This is a genomic window from Streptomyces sp. NPDC096324, assembly GCF_044763015.1.
Taxonomy (GTDB): Bacteria; Actinomycetota; Actinomycetes; order Streptomycetales; family Streptomycetaceae; genus Streptomyces.
Map to the genome: position 1 here is coordinate 1 of NZ_JBIWFK010000002.1, position 16224 is coordinate 16224.

Annotated in this window: 13 protein-coding genes; 7 read left to right on the forward strand and 6 right to left on the reverse strand. The window is 72.7% G+C overall.

The window, feature by feature from the left end; all coding sequences use genetic code 11:
- From ACIQ7M_RS03555 to glgB, 3 genes are all read left to right on the forward strand, one after another.
- The coding region (locus ACIQ7M_RS03555) for an alpha-glucosidase C-terminal domain-containing protein (protein WP_403639261.1) at positions 1 to 450 on the forward strand (450 nt) is incomplete at its 5' end.
- Positions 451 to 497: 47 nt separating this feature from the next.
- A complete protein-coding gene (locus ACIQ7M_RS03560; RefSeq protein WP_403639263.1) occupies positions 498 to 1871 on the forward strand; it encodes a phosphotransferase in 1374 nt (457 codons plus the stop codon).
- A 129-nt stretch (positions 1872 to 2000) separates the two neighbouring features.
- A complete protein-coding gene (gene glgB, locus ACIQ7M_RS03565) occupies positions 2001 to 4280 on the forward strand; it encodes a 1,4-alpha-glucan branching enzyme (RefSeq protein WP_403639265.1) in 2280 nt (759 codons plus the stop codon).
- 32 nt (positions 4281 to 4312) lie between these two features.
- Here the strand turns inward: glgB and ACIQ7M_RS03570 are convergent, their stop codons facing one another.
- Both ACIQ7M_RS03570 and ACIQ7M_RS03575 read right to left on the reverse strand, forming a co-directional pair.
- Positions 4313 to 5740 (reverse strand): M1 family metallopeptidase, encoded by a 1428-nt coding sequence (locus ACIQ7M_RS03570; protein WP_403639267.1) that lies wholly within the window; start codon positions 5738 to 5740, stop codon positions 4313 to 4315.
- 121 nt (positions 5741 to 5861) lie between these two features.
- The gene (locus tag ACIQ7M_RS03575) at positions 5862 to 6650 is read right to left on the reverse strand and encodes a PIG-L deacetylase family protein (protein ID WP_403639269.1); all 789 of its coding nucleotides are present in this window, start codon (positions 6648 to 6650) and stop codon (positions 5862 to 5864) included.
- A gap of 274 nt (positions 6651 to 6924) precedes the next feature.
- Between ACIQ7M_RS03575 and ACIQ7M_RS03580 the strand changes: the two genes are divergently transcribed.
- A complete protein-coding gene (locus ACIQ7M_RS03580) occupies positions 6925 to 7818 on the forward strand; it encodes a Gfo/Idh/MocA family protein (RefSeq protein WP_403639271.1) in 894 nt (297 codons plus the stop codon).
- Between the two features lie 151 nt (positions 7819 to 7969).
- On the forward strand, positions 7970 to 8911 hold the full coding sequence (locus ACIQ7M_RS03585) for an ATP-dependent DNA ligase (RefSeq protein ID WP_403640858.1): 942 nt from the start codon (positions 7970 to 7972) through the stop codon (positions 8909 to 8911).
- Positions 8912 to 8978: 67 nt separating this feature from the next.
- Here the strand turns inward: ACIQ7M_RS03585 and ACIQ7M_RS03590 are convergent, their stop codons facing one another.
- The 4 genes from ACIQ7M_RS03590 to ACIQ7M_RS03605 form a co-directional block, all read right to left on the reverse strand.
- Positions 8979 to 9347 (reverse strand): DUF6479 family protein, encoded by a 369-nt coding sequence (locus ACIQ7M_RS03590; protein ID WP_355768438.1) that lies wholly within the window; start codon positions 9345 to 9347, stop codon positions 8979 to 8981.
- Between the two features lie 111 nt (positions 9348 to 9458).
- Entirely contained in the window at positions 9459 to 10277 is an 819-nt protein-coding gene (locus ACIQ7M_RS03595; protein WP_403639274.1) for a methyltransferase domain-containing protein, read from the reverse strand.
- 38 nt (positions 10278 to 10315) lie between these two features.
- A complete protein-coding gene (locus tag ACIQ7M_RS03600; RefSeq protein ID WP_355768444.1) occupies positions 10316 to 11704 on the reverse strand; it encodes an MFS transporter in 1389 nt (462 codons plus the stop codon).
- Positions 11705 to 11817: 113 nt separating this feature from the next.
- Positions 11818 to 12429 (reverse strand): LysE/ArgO family amino acid transporter, encoded by a 612-nt coding sequence (locus ACIQ7M_RS03605; protein ID WP_403639277.1) that lies wholly within the window; start codon positions 12427 to 12429, stop codon positions 11818 to 11820.
- 66 nt (positions 12430 to 12495) lie between these two features.
- Between ACIQ7M_RS03605 and ACIQ7M_RS03610 the strand changes: the two genes are divergently transcribed.
- Together ACIQ7M_RS03610 and ACIQ7M_RS03615 are read left to right on the forward strand one after the other, a co-directional pair.
- Positions 12496 to 13416, forward strand: coding sequence for a LysR family transcriptional regulator ArgP (locus ACIQ7M_RS03610; protein WP_403639279.1), 921 nt, complete (start codon positions 12496 to 12498; stop codon positions 13414 to 13416).
- Positions 13417 to 13606: 190 nt separating this feature from the next.
- A complete protein-coding gene (locus tag ACIQ7M_RS03615; RefSeq protein ID WP_403639280.1) occupies positions 13607 to 16153 on the forward strand; it encodes a SpoIIE family protein phosphatase in 2547 nt (848 codons plus the stop codon).
- Positions 16154 to 16224: the final 71 nt, after the last annotated feature.

The following is a 16224-nucleotide window of genomic DNA, read 5'->3' on the forward strand; positions in this document are numbered from 1 at the left end:
GGCTTCTCCTCCAGCGACCCCGGCCGCCTCTTCCTCCCCACGATCATGGACCCCGTCTACGGCTACCAGGTCACCAACGTCGAGGCGTCCATGTCCTCGCCCTCCTCGCTGCTCCACTGGACCCGCCGCATGATCGAGATCCGCAAACAGAACAAAGCCTTCGGACTCGGCTCCTACACCGAACTCCCCTCCTCCAACCCCGCCGTCCTCGCCTTCCTGCGGGAATACAAGGACGACCTGGTGCTGTGCGTGCACAACTTCTCGCGCTTCGCCCAGCCCACCGAGCTCGACCTGCGCGAGTTCGACGGCAGGCACCCCGTCGAGCTCATCGGTGGCGTGCGGTTCCCGGCCATCGGCGAACTGCCCTACCTGCTGACCCTCGCCGGCCACGGCTTCTACTGGTTCCGGCTGCGCCCCGCGGTCGGGCCCGGCACCACGAGGCGCTCGTGAACGCGTCCCCCTCGACAGCCCGCCCGCCCCTGAAAGGACGTGCCGTCATGGCGAACACCGCTCTGCGGCGTCCGAGCGGCCTCGACACCGCTCCGCTGCTCACCTCGCTGGCCGAGCTGCTGCGCGCCTGGCTGCCGCGGCAGCGCTGGTTCGCGGGCAAGGGCAGGCCCGTGACGGATCTGACCCTGCTGTCGACCACCGAGCTGTACCCGGGGTGTCTGCATCTGCTGGTCCGCACCGAGCACCTCGGTCCGCCCGCCCACGGCACGGCCGGCACCCCCGCGGCCGAGGACTGCTACCAACTGCTCCTCGGTGTGCGGGAGGTCCTGCCGCCGCGGCTGGCCCACGCCTTCATCGGCCGGGCGAGCGCCGGTCCGCTGGCCGACCTGACCGTGTACGACGCCTTCCACGACCCGAAGGCCGCGGGACTGCTCCTGGAGCGGCTGCGCCGTTCGGGTACGGCGGGACCGCTGCGGTTCGAACGCGACCCCCGTGTGACGGTGCCGTCCGGTCTCGCGCCGCGACTCCTCGACGCCGAGCAGTCCAACACCTCACTGGTTTACGGGGACGCGTTCATACTGAAGGTCTTCCGGCGCGTCCAGCCCGGCATCAACCCGGACCTGGAAGTGCCGCGCGCCCTGGCCCGGCAGGGCTGCACCCGCGTCCCCGCGCCGGCCGCGTGGTTCCGGACCTCGGAGCCCCAGGAAGCGACCCTCGGCGTCCTCCAGCCGTATCTGCGGGGCGCCGCCGACGGCTGGGCGCTGGCACTCGAGTCCCTCGGCTCACGGCAGGACTTCACGGGCGAGGCGTACGAACTGGGCCGGGCCACCGCCGAGGTGCATCTGACCCTGGCCGAGGCCTTCCCCGTGGACACGCCGAGCCCGTACCGGAACAAGCGGCTCGCGGAGGCGATGCACGGGCGTCTCGACTCCGCCGTCCGCTCCGTCCCCGAACTTCGCCCGCACGCAACCGGGTTGCGGTCGGCGTTCGACGCGCTCGCCGCCCTGGACTCCGCGGTCCGCCCCGCCCAGCGCATCCACGGCGATCTCCACCTCGGCCAGGTCCTGCGCGCCGGGGAACGGTGGTCGGTCATCGACTTCGAGGGTGAACCCGCCCGCCCGATCAGCGAACGTCGGCGTGTCCAGTCGCCCGTACGCGATGTCGCGGGCATGCTGCGGTCCTTCGACTACGCGGCCCGCTCCCGGCAGCCCTGGCGTCCCGAGTGGGCGGAGCGCTGCCGCGAGGCCTTCTGCTCGGGCTACGCCGCCGCGGCGGCCTGGGACCCGCGCGAGGAGCCCGAACTGCTGCGCGCGTACGAGACGGACCGCGCCGTGTACGAGGTGCTGTACGAGGCACGGCACCGGCCCGACTGGCTGCCCGTCCCCATGGCGGCCGTCGGACGGCTCGCCGACAGCCCCTGACGACCTACAACCCCGGTACCCGGTGACCGGCTCACCACCCGGCCTCCGCCGCCGACCGCCGCCGGTCACCGACCCCGAACCCGAACCCGAACCCGACCCCGACCCCGACCCCGACCCCGACCAGCACGAATGCTCCCGCCGACCACCCGTACACCCCCACTTCGAGAGGCCCAAGCCGTGACCCGCACCGCATCCTCCCGCGTTCGACGGGCCAAGCCCGCCGCCCCGTCCGCGCAGCCCGCAGCGCTGGACCCCACGGATCGGGGGCGGCTGCTCTCCGGCGCCCATCACGATCCGCACGCGCTGCTGGGTGCCCATCCGGTGCCGGGCGGAGTGGTGTTCCGGGCGCTGCGGCCGTACGCCCAGGGGGTGGCGGTGGTCGTGGACGGGAACCGTACGGCGCTGGACGACCTGGGCGACGGGCTCTTCGGCTCCGTCCTGCCGTTCGACGCGATTCCCGACTACACCCTGGTCGTGACGTACGACGTCACCGAGTTCGAGACACAGGACCCCTACCGGTTCCTGCCGGCACTCGGCGAGTTCGACCTGCATCTGATCGGCCAGGGCCGGCACGAGGAGCTGTGGCGGGCGCTCGGCGCCGAGCCGATGACCCACGAGGGGGTGGAGGGCACACGCTTCACCGTGTGGGCCCCGAACGCCCAAGGGGTCCGGGTCTGCGGGGACTTCTGCCACTGGGACGGCGCCGCCGGGTTCCCGATGCGCTCGCTCGGGTCGTCCGGTGTGTGGGAGGTGTTCCTGCCCGGCATGGGTGAGGGGACGCTCTACAAGTTCGACATCACGCGCCCCGACGGATCCCGCACCCTGCGCGCCGACCCGATGGCCCGCCGCACCGAGGTGCCTCCGGCCACCTCGTCGGTCGTGACGCGGTCGTCGTACACGTGGCAGGACGCGAAGTGGATGAAGGAGCGGGCGAAGCAGCGCCCGGTGCACGCGGCGCCGTTCTCGGTGTACGAGGTACATCTCCCGTCCTGGCGGCCCGGTCTGACCTACCGTCAACTGGCTGACCAGCTCCCCGCCTACGTCACCGACCTCGGCTTCACCCACGTCCAGCTCATGCCCGTCGCCGAGCACCCCTTCGGCGGCTCGTGGGGCTACCAGATCACCGGGTTCTACGCGCCCACCGCGCGCCTGGGCACCCCCGACGACTTCAAGTACCTCGTCGACGCCCTGCACCGCGCCGGAGTCGGCGTCCTCATGGACTGGGTCCCCGCCCACTTCCCCCGCGACGACTGGGCCCTCGCCCAGTTCGACGGCCGCCCGCTGTACGAACACGCCGACCCGCGGCGCTCCGACCACCCCGACTGGGGCACGCTCGAATTCGACTACGGCCGCCGCGAGGTCCGCAACTTCCTCGTCGCCAACGCCACTTACTGGTGCGAGGAGTTCCACATCGACGGCCTGCGGGTCGACGCCGTCGCCTCCATGCTCTACCTCGACTACTCCCGCGAAGAGGGTCAGTGGGCCCCCAACGAGTTCGGCGGGCGGGACAATCCCGACGCGGTGGCGTTCCTCCAGGAGATGAACGCCACCGTCTACCGCCGCAACCCCGGTGTCGTCACGATCGCCGAGGAGTCCACGGCCTGGGAAGGCGTCACCCGTCCGACGTCCGACGGAGGGCTCGGCTTCGGCCTCAAGTGGAACATGGGCTGGATGCACGACTCGCTGGAGTACATGCAGCACGAGCCGATCCACCGCAAGTACCACCACAACGAGATGACCTTCTCGATGGTGTACGCCTACAGCGAGAACTACGTCCTGCCGATCTCCCACGACGAGGTCGTGCACGGCAAGCAGGCGCTCGTCTCCAAGATGCCCGGCGACTGGTGGCAGCGGCGCGCCAACGCCCGCGCCTACCTCGGCTTCATGTGGGCCCACCCCGGCAAGCAACTGCTCTTCATGGGGCAGGAGTTCGCGCAGGGCGGTGAATGGAAGGAGGCCGAGGGCCCCGAGTGGTGGCTCCTCGACCCCGCCTACTGCGCCGAAGCCGACCACCGCGGGGTCCAGGATCTCGTCCGCGACCTCAACACCCTCTACCGCGGCGAACCCGCGCTGTGGGAACGCGACACGGACCCGTCCGGCTTCACCTGGGTCGTCGGCGACGCCGCCGACGACAACGTCTTCGCCTTCCTGCGTCACGCCGCCGACGGCACCCCGCTGCTCGCCGTCTCCCACCTCTCCCCCGCCGTCCGGCACGGCTACCGCCTCGGCGTCCCCGAGGAGATCCCCGCCTGGCGGGAGGTCCTCAACACGGACAGCCTCCGCTACGGCGGCAGCGACGTCGTCCACCCCGAACCCGTCAAGGCCGAGGCGATCGGTATGCACGGCCGGCCGACCAGCATCGAACTGACGCTGCCGCCGCTGGCGACGGTGTGGCTGCGGCCGGCCTGAGCCGGACCGCAGCCACCTCCGGGAAGCCCGCCTCAGGCCGAGGCGGGCTTCCCGGCCGTGAAGAGCCAGGTGTGGAAGAGTCCGGAGAGGTCCTTGCCGGACTCCCGCTCGGCGAGCCGGATGAACTGGGCCGTCGTCCCGTGCCCGTCGCGGTGGACGGTGGCCCAGGTGCGCAGGACGCGGAAGAACACGGGATCGCCGACGGTCGTGCGCACCTTGTGCAGGACCATGGCGCCCCGGGCGTACACCGGAGTCTCGAAGATGTGCTCGCCGCTGCCGGGATCACCCGGCGGGAACGCCCAGAGGTCCTTGCCCGCGGGGGTGGCGTACAGCGTGTCGAAGGCCTTCTGCGCGCTCTTGCCGCCGTGCTGCTCGGCGTACAGCCACTCGGTGTAGGTCGCGAAGCCCTCGTTGAGCCAGATGTCCTTCCACCGGGTCAGGGTGACGGAGTCGCCGAACCACTGGTGGGCGCTCTCGTGGACGAGGGTGTCCAGGTCGGGCGCGGAGTCGTACACGGGACGGGTCTGGGTCTCCAGGGCGTAGCCGACCTGCGGGGCCCGGTCGACGATCGCTCCGGCCGCCCGGAAGGGGTAGGGGCCGAAGAGCTTGCTCTCCCAGGCCAGGACGGACGGCAGCTTCTTGACGACCGGCGCGGCGGCGGCGGCCTCGCGGGGGTCGATCGCGTTGTAGATCTTGAGGCCGTCGCGGGTGGTGTACTGCTCGACCTTGAACGTGCCGACGGTCGACGTGGCGAGATAGGCCGCCATCGGTTCGGACTGGCGCCAGCGGAAGGTGGTCCGGCCGTTCGCGGTCCGCTGCCCGAGCAGGACGCCGTTGGCGACGGCGGTGCTCCCCTTCGGCACGGTCAGGGTGAAGTCGTACGACGCCTTGTCCGTGGGGTGGCTGTTGGCGGGGAACCACGTCATCGCGCCCTGGGGCTCGCCGGCCACGAACGCGCCGTCGTCCGTGGGGATCCACCCGTCGAGGGAACCGTCGGGGTCGGTGACCGGCTTCGGGGTGCCGGAGTAGGTGACGGTGACGCGGAACTCCTGGCCCTTGCGCAGGGTGTCCTTCGGGGTGACGACGAGCTCGCGGCCGTCGCGCCGGAACGCGGCCTTGGCGTGGTCGACGGTGACGCCGGTGACCTTCAGTCCGCTGAGGTCGAGGTCGAACCGGCTCAGCCGCTGCGTGGCTCTGGCGGTGATGACCGCCTTGCCGTCGAGGTGGCGGCTGTGCGGGTCGTAACCCAGCGTCAGATCGTAGTGCCGGACGTCGTAGCCGCCGTTGCCCGAGAGAGGGAAGTACGGGTCTCCCGCGCCGGCGGAGCCCACGCTCCCGGCCGCCGTGGCGGGGCCCGCCGCGGTGAGCAGGGCGGCGATGGCCACGGGGACGGCCGCGACGACGGCCTCGCGGCGAAGGACGGTTGTGCGTCGTGCGGCCTCGTGCGGGCGTGGTGTCACGTTCGCTCCTCCGGTTCGACGGTGATCACTCGCGCACAGCCTATGAGTCCCTCCCCGCCCCGGCCCCCACGATCGGGTCAAGTCGCCGCCGTGCCGCGGGGGCCGGTTGGCCGGGTCGTGCTCACACCCAGGGCGGCGGACCGTCCGGGACGAGCTGGTGGACGTCGAAGAGGACGGCGGACTCGACGCCGAGCGCCGCTCCGCCCATGCCGGCCGCCCAGGTGAGGAACGGCCGCGGTTCGAAGGCGCCCGCGCCCAGGGCTTTGGTGTACTCGGCGTGCGCCTCCAGCGAGGCGATGCCGCGTTCGAGGGGTTCGCCGGTGACGTCGACGCCGTGGGTGGGCTGCTCCGCTCCGGCGACGCAGACCATCCGGATGCCGTTCCAGGGTTCCAGCCCCTCGTCGGCGAGTTCGGGGAAGATCCAGCGGTTTCCCGCGTCGCGTGCCGCGTCGAGGGCGGCCAGGCCCACCGCCCGGTGGTCCGCCTGGTTGGTCATGCCGCCGACCATCCGTACCGTGAACGCGCCGGACACCACGATGTCGGGCCGGTGGCGGCGCATCGCGCGCACGATCTCCCGGCGCAGCGCGGTGCCGTACTCGACGACGCCGTCGCGGTGATCGAGGAACTCGACGGTGTCGACGCCGACCTGCCGTGCGCCGGCCCGTTCCTCGGCCTCGCGCAGCGGTGCCGCCCGGTCCGGGTGCAGGCCGTCGATGCCGGCCTCTCCCCTGGTCGCCAGCAGATAGCTCACCTGCTTGCCCTGGGCTGTCCAGCGCGCGACGGCGCAGGCGGTGCCGTACTCGATGTCGTCCGGGTGGGCGGCCACGGCGAGACACCGCTCCCAGTCCTCCGGCAGCGCGGGCAGGCCCGTACCGCCCCCGAAGCCTGCTTTGTCCTGTGTGGGATCCATGTCCGGGATGATGGCGCGCGACGGGCGGAGACCGACAGAGGCGCGCTTCCCGGGCTCGCGCGCCGGGCTTACGCGCCCCGGTGTGCCCGGCGGGCCGTGGTGCGCCGCCGCGGCCGCCGGCCGCTGGCCGAACTGCGGGACGTCGTGGTGAAGTCTGTTCACACGTACACGTAGAGGTACACGTCCGAGGGGCCGGTGTCGGAAGCCGCCGCTCCCCTCGACGGCGTCGTCGGCCGACGGCGCGTCAGACCCCGTACAGCGCAGAGGAGATGCCGTGACCACCACCTCGCCCACCTGGAACCATTCACCCGTCAGGGTGGGGCTCGTCGGCGCGGGGCCCTGGGCGCGGGCCGTGCACGCCCGGGTGCTCGCCGCCGGACCCGAGACGGTGCTGACGTCGGTGTGGGCGCGCCGGCCGGAGGCCGCCCACGAGACGGCGGCCCCGTACGGCGCGGAGGTCGCCGCGACGTTCGAGGAACTGCTCGACGACTGCGAGGCGGTGGCCTTCTCGGTTCCGCCCGCGGTGCAGGCCGAACTGGCCGTACGGGCCGCCGAGGCGGGCAAGGCGCTCCTCCTGGAGAAGCCGCTCGCGCTCGACCTGCCCGCGGCGCGGCGGCTCGTGGACGCGATCGACGCCTCGGGCGTGGTCTCCCAGCTCGTCCTGACGAACCGCTACCATCCGGCCGCCCGGCGGTTCCTGGCGAAGGCGCGGACCCTGGAGGTCTCGGGCGCGCGCTCCTGCGGTATCAGCGGCGCCTTCCTGGGCGGTGACTTCGCGACCCCGTGGCGCCTGGAGCACGGGGCGCTCCTGGACCTCGGACCGCATCTGCTCGATCTGCTGGACGCGGCCCTGGGGCCGATCGTCCGGGTGCGCGGCGCCGGGGACCCGCGCCGTTGGCTCGAACTCACCTGCGAGCACGAGAGCGGCGCCGTGAGCCAGGCCTCCCTGTCGGGCTCGGTCGAGGTCGAGCACGGGATCACCCGCGTCGAACTGTTCGGCCGGCATCCCGAGCTGGTCCTGGACTTCGGGACCCTCGACCACGAGGAGTCCTGGCCCGTACTGCGCCGCGAGTTCGCGACGGCCGTCCGCTCGAACCACCCGGGCCCCCTCGACGCCCACCGCGGTCTGTACCTCCAGACCCTGATCACCCAGGCGCTGGACGGCTGAGGGGACGCCCCGCCGGTCACCGCTCCGAGCACCGCCCCGGATCGCTGCGGCGCGGCCGTTCAGGCGAAACGGCCGGTGGGGAAGCGTGTGGGGGCGGTGGCGGGTCGAGACAGGTGGTGTGAATCTGCCGAAGCTGCCGTTGATCGCGCCCATGCTCGCGACGCCCGGATCCCTGCCGGCCCCCGGCCAGGACATGCGGTGGGCGTACGAGACGAAGCAGGACGGTCAGCGTGCCGTGGTCTATCTGCCCGGGGACGGCAGCGTGACCCTGCGGGCGCGCTCCGGTGAGGACATCACCGCCGCCTACCCGGAACTGCGGGCACTCGGCGGTGTGCTCGGCACGACCGCGGCGGTCCTGGACGGCGAGGTGCTGGTCCTCGACGAACAGGGCCGGGGCGACTTCCAGCTCCTGCAGTCCCGCATGGGTCTCGCCCGGTCGCCGGGCAGGGCGGCCCGGCGCGCCGGCCAGGCACCGGCTCATCTCGTCCTGTTCGACGTCATGTATCTCGGCGGCGACCTCACGGGCCAGCGCTACGGGCGGCGGCGCCGGATGCTGGAGAGTCTCTCCCTGGCGGGCCCGTTCTGGTCGACGCCGACGGCGCTCGTGGGGCACGGCGAGGAGGCCCTGCGGGCGACGCGGGCGAGCGGTCTGGAGGGGCTGGTCTGCAAACGGCTCGACTCGGTGTACGAGCCCGGCGTGCGCTCCCGGTCCTGGGTCAAGATCCGCAACATGAGGACCGCGGACGTCCTGGTCGGCGGATGGGTCCCCGGGAAGGGCCGTCTGTCGGGCCTGCCCGGCGCGGTACTCGTGGGCCAGCGCGACGAGGGAAGGCTGCGCTACGTCGGGAGCGTGGGCACCGGATGGAACGCGGCCGAACGCGCCGAACTCGCCCGGCTGCTGCGGGCCGCCGAGACGGGCCGCTGCCCGTTCGACACCCTCCCGCGGGCGGCCGAGGCGCGCTGGGTGCTCCCCCGGCTGGTGGGCGAGGTCCGCTACAGCACCCGTACCCGCGCCGGACTGCTCCGCCAGCCGTCGTGGCTGCGGCTGCGCCCCGACCTCGCTCCCGAGGACTCGGCGGCCGATCTCCCGTAGGCACGGGCCGCTGCGCGAAGGCGAAGGAGCCGGCCGCACACGGCGGTCGGCTCCTTCGCGGCCCCGGTCAGGTTCTGCCGGGTCCGCCGCTGCCGAAGGACCCGCTGGATCCGGGTTGCCAGCGCTTGCGGTGCTGGTCGTCGGCGTGTTTCGTTCCCGCGGAGTGCATGTTGTACGGCATCAGCCGCTCACTCTCGTCCACGGCGTGCGGGACCTCGTCGGGTTCCCGCATCTCACGCTCCTCGTGCACCGCCCCGCTGTCGGGCAGCCTGGGCTGCTCCTCGGGTGTGGGCGGGCGCGATTCCAGGTTCCGGACCCTGATGCCCATCCGGACGGCCCAGACGAGGGCCCCGGCGATGATGAGGCCGCCGATGAAGGCGGCGCCGGCATTGAGCGATGAGCTTGCTGTGATCAGATCTTGGCTCGCGGTGTACATGGTGTTCGCGTACCCCCAATACCAGGGGAAATCTGCGTACTGGCCCGTCAGCGACGGCCATTCCATTGTATTCCGGATCAATCCGGGCGCTATGCCGCGAATCCGGACCCGTCATTCCGGGCGGTGCGCCACGGCCCCGAACATGGTCACCGACAAGTGCAGGCCGCCCTGGCGCGCGGCGTCCGTGAGGTCCTCGTACAGGCGGTCGCGCCGCGACTCGTCGATGAGCCCGCGGTTCAGCGCCGAGTCGCCGAGCATGCGGATGAGCGGCCAGGCGACCGACTTGTGGTCCTGGAGCAGCGCCTGCGATCCACGGTCGTCGATGACGAGTCCCGCGGCCGTCAGCCGTCCCACCAGCTTGCGTCCGGAGTACGGGTCGGCGGCGGCGGACAGCGCGCCGGTGGTGAGCGCGGCGATCGTCTCGGGGTCACCGGGGTGCAGGATCGTGGTCGCCCAGTCGGTGTCCAGCAGGGCGACGCGCCCGCCGGGGCGCAGCACGCGCGCTATCTCGAAGACGGCCTTCTCGGGTTCCGCGAGGTGCTGGAGGACCCGCTCGCACCACACGACGTCGACGGTGGCGTCGGGCAGCGGCAGGGCGAGGGCGTCGGCGTCGGCGAAGCGCGCGGCACTGCGTTCCTCGGTCCCCCGCTGTTCGGCCACGGCGCGCAGCCCGGGGTTGGGTTCGATGCCGAGCACCCTGCCGCGGGGACCCACCGCCGCGGCGAGACGACGGGTCTGGGACCCGGTGCCCGCGCCGATGTCGAGCGCCCGCTCCCCGGGCCGTACGGCCAGTGCCGCGTGCGCCCACGAACGCAGGCGCTGTACGCCGTCGTTGACGTCCTGGGCGTCGAGAGCGCCCACCAGACGGGAGGTGCTGTCCGCGCTGATGTTCTGCGCGTGGAAGGCCGACGTAGGCCGCGTGTCCACCATGGCGGTCACTCTAGAACCACCATGGTCGTTTTTGAGATTCAGATTGTGTAACGCCTCAAGGCCGGTGTGACAAAAGCGAGCACAAGCACCGCGATGATCACCAGCAGGCCTCCGCCGGCGACCGCGGCGGGCGCTCCGAAGGCCGAACCGGCCGTGCCGTGAAGGACGTCGGCGACGCGCGGGCCGCCCACGACGACCACGGTGAAGACACCCTGGAGCCGTCCGCGCATCTCGTCGGTGGCGGCGGACAGCAGGATCGCGCCGCGGAAGACCATGGAGACCATGTCGGCGACCCCGGCCAGGGCCAGGAAGGCCACGGCGAGCCACAGGCTGCCGCTGAGACCGAACCCGGCGATGGCCGCGCCCCAGGCCGCGACGGAGACGATGACCATCAGGCCGTGCCGGCGGGCGCGGGAGAAGGTGCCCGACATCAGTCCGCCCACGACGGCGCCGATGGGGATCGCCGCGAACAGCAGGCCGAGCGCGAGTCCTTCGCCGTAGGAGCCGTACGTCTCGGCGGCGAGCTGCGGGAACAGGGCGCGCGGCATGCCGAGGACCATGGCGATGATGTCGGCGAGGAAGGACAGCAGCAGCACCTTGTGCAGGGCGATGTAGCGGAAGCCGGCCACCACTTCGCGCAGACCCGCGCGCCGGGAGGCCGCTTTGCCGAGGGGCGGCAGCGCGGGGAGCCGCAGGACGGCCCACACGGTGACGGTCAGGGCGAGGGCGTCGATGAGATAGAGCTCGGGCAGCCCGATGAGGGGGATGAGCGCACCGGCGAGCATGGGTCCGGCCACCGAGCCGGTCTGCATGACCGTCGCGCCGAGCGCGTTGGCGGCGGGCAGTTCGTCCGCCGGGACGAGCCGGGCGATGGACGCGCTGCGGGCCGGGGAGTTGAGGCCGAAGAAGGCCTGCTGGAGGGCGAGCAGGACCATCAGGACGAGCACCGACTCCAGCCCGGTGACGGCCTGCGCCCAGAAGAGCAGCGAGGTGACGGCTATGCCGATGTTGGTGACGAGGAGCAGTTTGCGGCGGTCCACGCTGTCGGCGATCGCACCGCCCCACAGGGCGAACACGACGAGCGGCACCAGACCGGCGAGGCTGGCGTAGCCGACCCAGGCCGAGGATCCGGTGATGTCGTAGATCTGCTTGGGCACGGCGACGGCGGTGAGCTGGCTGCCCACGGACGTGACGGCGGTCGACGACCACAGCCGGCGGTAGGCGGGGCGGCGCAGCGGCCGGGTGTCCATGGCCCAGCGGCGCCATCCGGAGCGGTCGGGCCGCTGGGTCTCCGCGCTCCCGTGGGACTCCGCGCCGCCGCCGCTCCCGGGGTCCACCGCGGCGCCGCCGCCGCTGTCCGGCCCCGCGGCGCCGTTGTCCGTACTGCTCTGGCTCGTGTCCACGCTCACCCTGGTTGCTCGATACATCTTTCGATTCGAGGATCACTATGGCCGAGCGTGGACGGCTCGTGTCCCCCGGGGGCAGGCATTTGGCGCGAACGAAACAAAGGCACGGGGCGTCGGCGGCACTGCACGGCGGTTCAGGCGCCGGCGATCAGGGTGACGCCCATCGCGATCATGGTCGTGGCGACGAGACCGTCCAGCACGCGCCAGGACGCGGGCCGGGCGAGGAAGCGGCCGAGCAGCCGCGCGCCGAACCCCAGGGCGGCGAACCAGCACAGGCTGGCGAGCACCGCGCCCAGACCGAACGTCCAGCGCAGCGATCCGTGGCCGGCCGCGAGCGAGCCGAGCAGGAACACGGTGTCGAGATACACGTGCGGGTTGAGCCACGTCAGGGCGAGGCAGGTGAGGACGGCACGCCGCCAGGAGCCCGGGGATCCGTCGGCCGCCCGGAGGGCCGACGGCTGGAGCACGCGCCGGGCGGCGAGAACTCCGTAGACGACCAGGAAACAGCCGCCGATCAGGCCGACCGCGGTGAGCGCCGCGGGCCAGGCCACCACCACGGCACCGACCCCGCCGACCCCCAGCGCGATGAGCAGCGCGTCGGACAGGGCGCAGATGCCCACGACGGCGAGGACCGCGTCCCGGCGGACTCCCTGGCGCAGGACGAAGGCGTTCTGCGCGCCGATGGCGACGATGAGGGAGAGGCCGGCGCCGAATCCGGCGACCGCTGCGGCGAGGGCGTCTGTCATGCCTCCGACGCTAGAAAGCGGATCGTCAGGAGTACAGCTAAAGATTCTTACGTATCCTTAGCGTTCGTGATGACGGACCTGCCCCTCGACCAGGTGCGCACCCTGCTCGCCGTGGTCGACGAGGGCACCTTCGACGCGGCGGCTTCGGCCCTCCATGTGACGCCCTCGGCCGTGAGCCAGCGGGTCAAGTCGCTCGAACAGCGCACCGGCAGGGTCCTGCTGACGCGGACGAAGCCGGTGCGGCCGACCGAGTCCGGCGAGATCGTCGTGCGTTTCGCGCGCCGGCTCGCCCTGCTGGAGCGGGACGCGCACGCCGAGCTCGGCATGTCCGGCTCCGGTGAGCCCACCCGGCTGTCGATCGCCGTGAACGCCGATTCGCTGGCCACTTGGTTCCTGCCCGCCCTCGCCCGCGTGCCGGACGGACTCGGGCTGTGCTTCGAGCTGCGCCGCGAGGACGAGGACCACACCGCCGCCCTGCTGCGCGAGGGAACGGTGATGGCGGCGGTCACCTCGTCGCCCGACCCGGTGGCCGGCTGCTCCGTGCGCACCCTCGGGATCATGCGCTATCTGCCGGTGGCGAGCCCCGGCTTCGCCGAACAGTGGCTCGGCACCAGGACCGGCGCACCCCCGCGCGAGCTGATCGGATCCGCCCCGGTGGTGGCCTTCGACCGCGACGACGACATCCAGGACGACTTCGTCCGCGCCCTCGCCGGCGGTCCCGGAGCGAGCACGCTGCGCCACTTCGTCCCCACGTCGGAGGGGTTCGTCGACGCCGTGGCGGCCGGGATGGGCTGGGGCATGGTGCCCGAGGTCCAGGCCGGTCCGCTGCTGCGCGCCGGACGGCTGGTGCGTATCGCGGCCGGCCGGGACATCGACGTCCCCCTGTTCTGGCAGCAGTGGAAGCTCGATTTCCCCGCCCTCGGCGCGGTGGCGGAGGCCGTGGCGGCCTCCGCGGCCCAGACGCTGCGGCCCGGCCCGGCCTTCTGAATCGCTCGCTTCCCGACAGCTTCCGAACCGGGCGCGAGCCGGTATGTTCACGCTGGGCACTTTCGGGCGCGGCCGGGAAGAATGGCCTGACCTCCTGGTGCCGCGGAGGACGTCGAGGTGCGGTGAGCGACCCGAGAGGCGCATTCTTGCTGTGTTACCCCCCTGGTGGCGGGCGGACGAGGGCAGATCGATGAGAGGGAGCGCCGAGCGTGAGGGCCGGGCGCTGGACAGCCTGACCTCCCTGCTCACTGACGCGGTGACGGACGCGATCCGGGCCGCCCGCGGCTTCGCGGGAGGCGTGTATCTGCGCTCCGGCACGCCCGGACTGCTGCGTCTCGCCGTGCTCGCGGGCCTGCCGGGCCCCCTTTTCCGCCCCTGGTCGCGCATGCACGTGGACCGGCCGTTCCCGGTCGCGGACGCCCATCGGCTCGGTGTGGAGGTGCTGCTCGCCGATCCGACCGAGACGATGCGCCGCTACCCCCAGCTCGCTGCGGGACTGCCGTTCCAGTTCGGTTCGCTCTACGTGCCCGTCGTCGGGGACTCCACTTCGTACGGGGTCCTGATCGTGCTGCGCCCGCCGGCCTCCGACGCCACCGAGGTCCTGCCGGACCGCGACCGGATGACGGCTGTGGCGGCGGAGCTCGGAGCCCGCCTGGCGAAACTGGACAAGGACGGGTCCACGGTCCTGTGGGACGCCGAACCGCTCGGAACCCGGCCGCCGGTCGACGGCCCGTCCACCCGGTGCGTCGGGGGCTTCACCTGGGATCCGGACGACGGCGGACTGATCGCGGACGACGCCCTGTGGGCGCTTCTCGGGATCCCCCAGGAGGACTTCGCGGGCACCCCCGAGGCCTTCGCGGACGCGCTGGCCCACGACGAACCCCGGCTGCTGCTGGCCGCCCTGCGCGAGACCGCCGCCGGCCGGCCGCCGCCCCATCCGCTGCCGGTACGCACCGGCGGCGGCGGACTGCGGCTCCTGGAACTGTGGACCGCGGGAGGAGGGGACGACCCGCCCTACCGGGTCAGCGGCGCGCTCGTCGACCCGGGACCCGGGCCGGCCGCGGACGGCGCGGCCGACCAGCTCCCGGAGGGCGTCTTCGCGATCGACCGGATCGGGCTGATCACCTACGCCAACCCGCGCGCCGCCGAGCTGCTCGGCCGCCCGCGTGCCGAGCTGCTGGGACGGCTGCTGTTCGACGTGGTGCCCTGGATGGACCACCCCGCCTACGAGGACCATCTGCGCGGCGCGCTGCTCTCGCCGGACCCGGTGCACTTCCGGGCCCGCAGCCCGCTGGGAAGCGGCACCGCGACGACTCCGGGCCACCTGACGGGCACCTGGCTGAGCTTCTCCGTCTATCCGGGACCGGGCGGGGTGACCTGCAAGATAACGCCGCTGGGGCGGGTCTCGGAGGGCGCCGGGAACACCCCGTTGGACGTCGAGGCGACACAGGCGGTACGCGCCGAGGTCGAGGAACCCGACACCGGTGTCCCGGGCACGGCACCGCAGTACCGGCCCATCGTCCTGGCGATCGCGCTGACCGAGGCGGTGACCGCGCGGCAGGTGTCCGAGGTGGTGATGCGCGAGCTGCTGCCCGCGTTCGGCAGCCGCCGCCTGGCCATCTACCTGCTGCAGGACCGCCGCCTGTATCTGGCCTGGGAGACCGGCTTCCCGCAGGGGTTCCTCGCCCCCTTCGACGGCGTGGGCCTGGACGCCAAACTGCCCGGCGTCGAGGCGCTCACCAGCGGCAGGGCGCTCTTCTTCGAGTCGATGGAGCAGCTCGCCGCCGCCTACCCGGGCATCTCCCTGGACGCCACCGTCGGGGCCCGTGCCTTCCTTCCGCTGATCGCGTCCGGACGCCCGGTCGGCTCGTGCATCCTCGGGTTCGACAAGCCCCGCGGCTTCAGCACCGAGGAGCGTACGGTGCTCACCGCGCTCGCCGGGCTGATCGCGCAGTCCCTGGAACGGGCGAGGCGCTACGACAACGAGGCGGCGCTCGCCCGCGGACTCCAGGAGGCCCTGCTGCCGCACCGGCTGTCGGCGCACCCTCTCATCCAGACGACGGGCCGCTATCTGCCCGGAACCGTGGGCATGGACGTGGGCGGCGACTGGTACGACGTCGTCGAGGCCGGCGACGGGCTCGCCCTCGTCATCGGGGACGTCCAGGGCCACGGCGTCCAGGCCGCCGCCACCATGGGCCAACTGCGCAGCGCGGTCCGGGCGTTCGCCCTCGGGGACCACTCGCCGGACGAGGTCATGAGCGGCACCAACCGGCTGCTCATCGACCTCGACCCGGGTCAGTTCGCGAGTTGCTGCTACGTCCGGGTGGACCCGGTGACCGGTGTCGCGCAGGCGGCGCGGGCCGGGCACCCGCAGCCACTGCTGCGCCACCCCGACGGCCGCACCGAGGTCCTGGACCTGCCGGGCGGCGTGGTCCTCGGCGTGGACCCGCACGCCGACTACCCCGTCACGGACCTGGTGCTGGAGCCCGAGGCCGTCCTCGCCCTGTACACGGACGGGCTGGTCGAGCGGCCCGGCACGGACATCGACGACGGGATCGAGGCGCTTCGCGCGACCCTGGCCGACGCGGGCCCGCCGCGCCGCACGGCGGGCGGCCCGTCCCTGTCCCGCGCCGCCGATCTGCTCACCGCGGAGGCCCGCCAGGCCAACGAGCGCCCCGACGACATCGCCCTGCTGCTCACCACCCGCCGCCCGCCCGCCGGAACCGAACGCCCGTAGCGGACGCCCGGAGCCGTGGGAGCGGGTTCGAATCCTGCCGGGGGCAGAACAGGGAAATTGCGGGTCTCTAG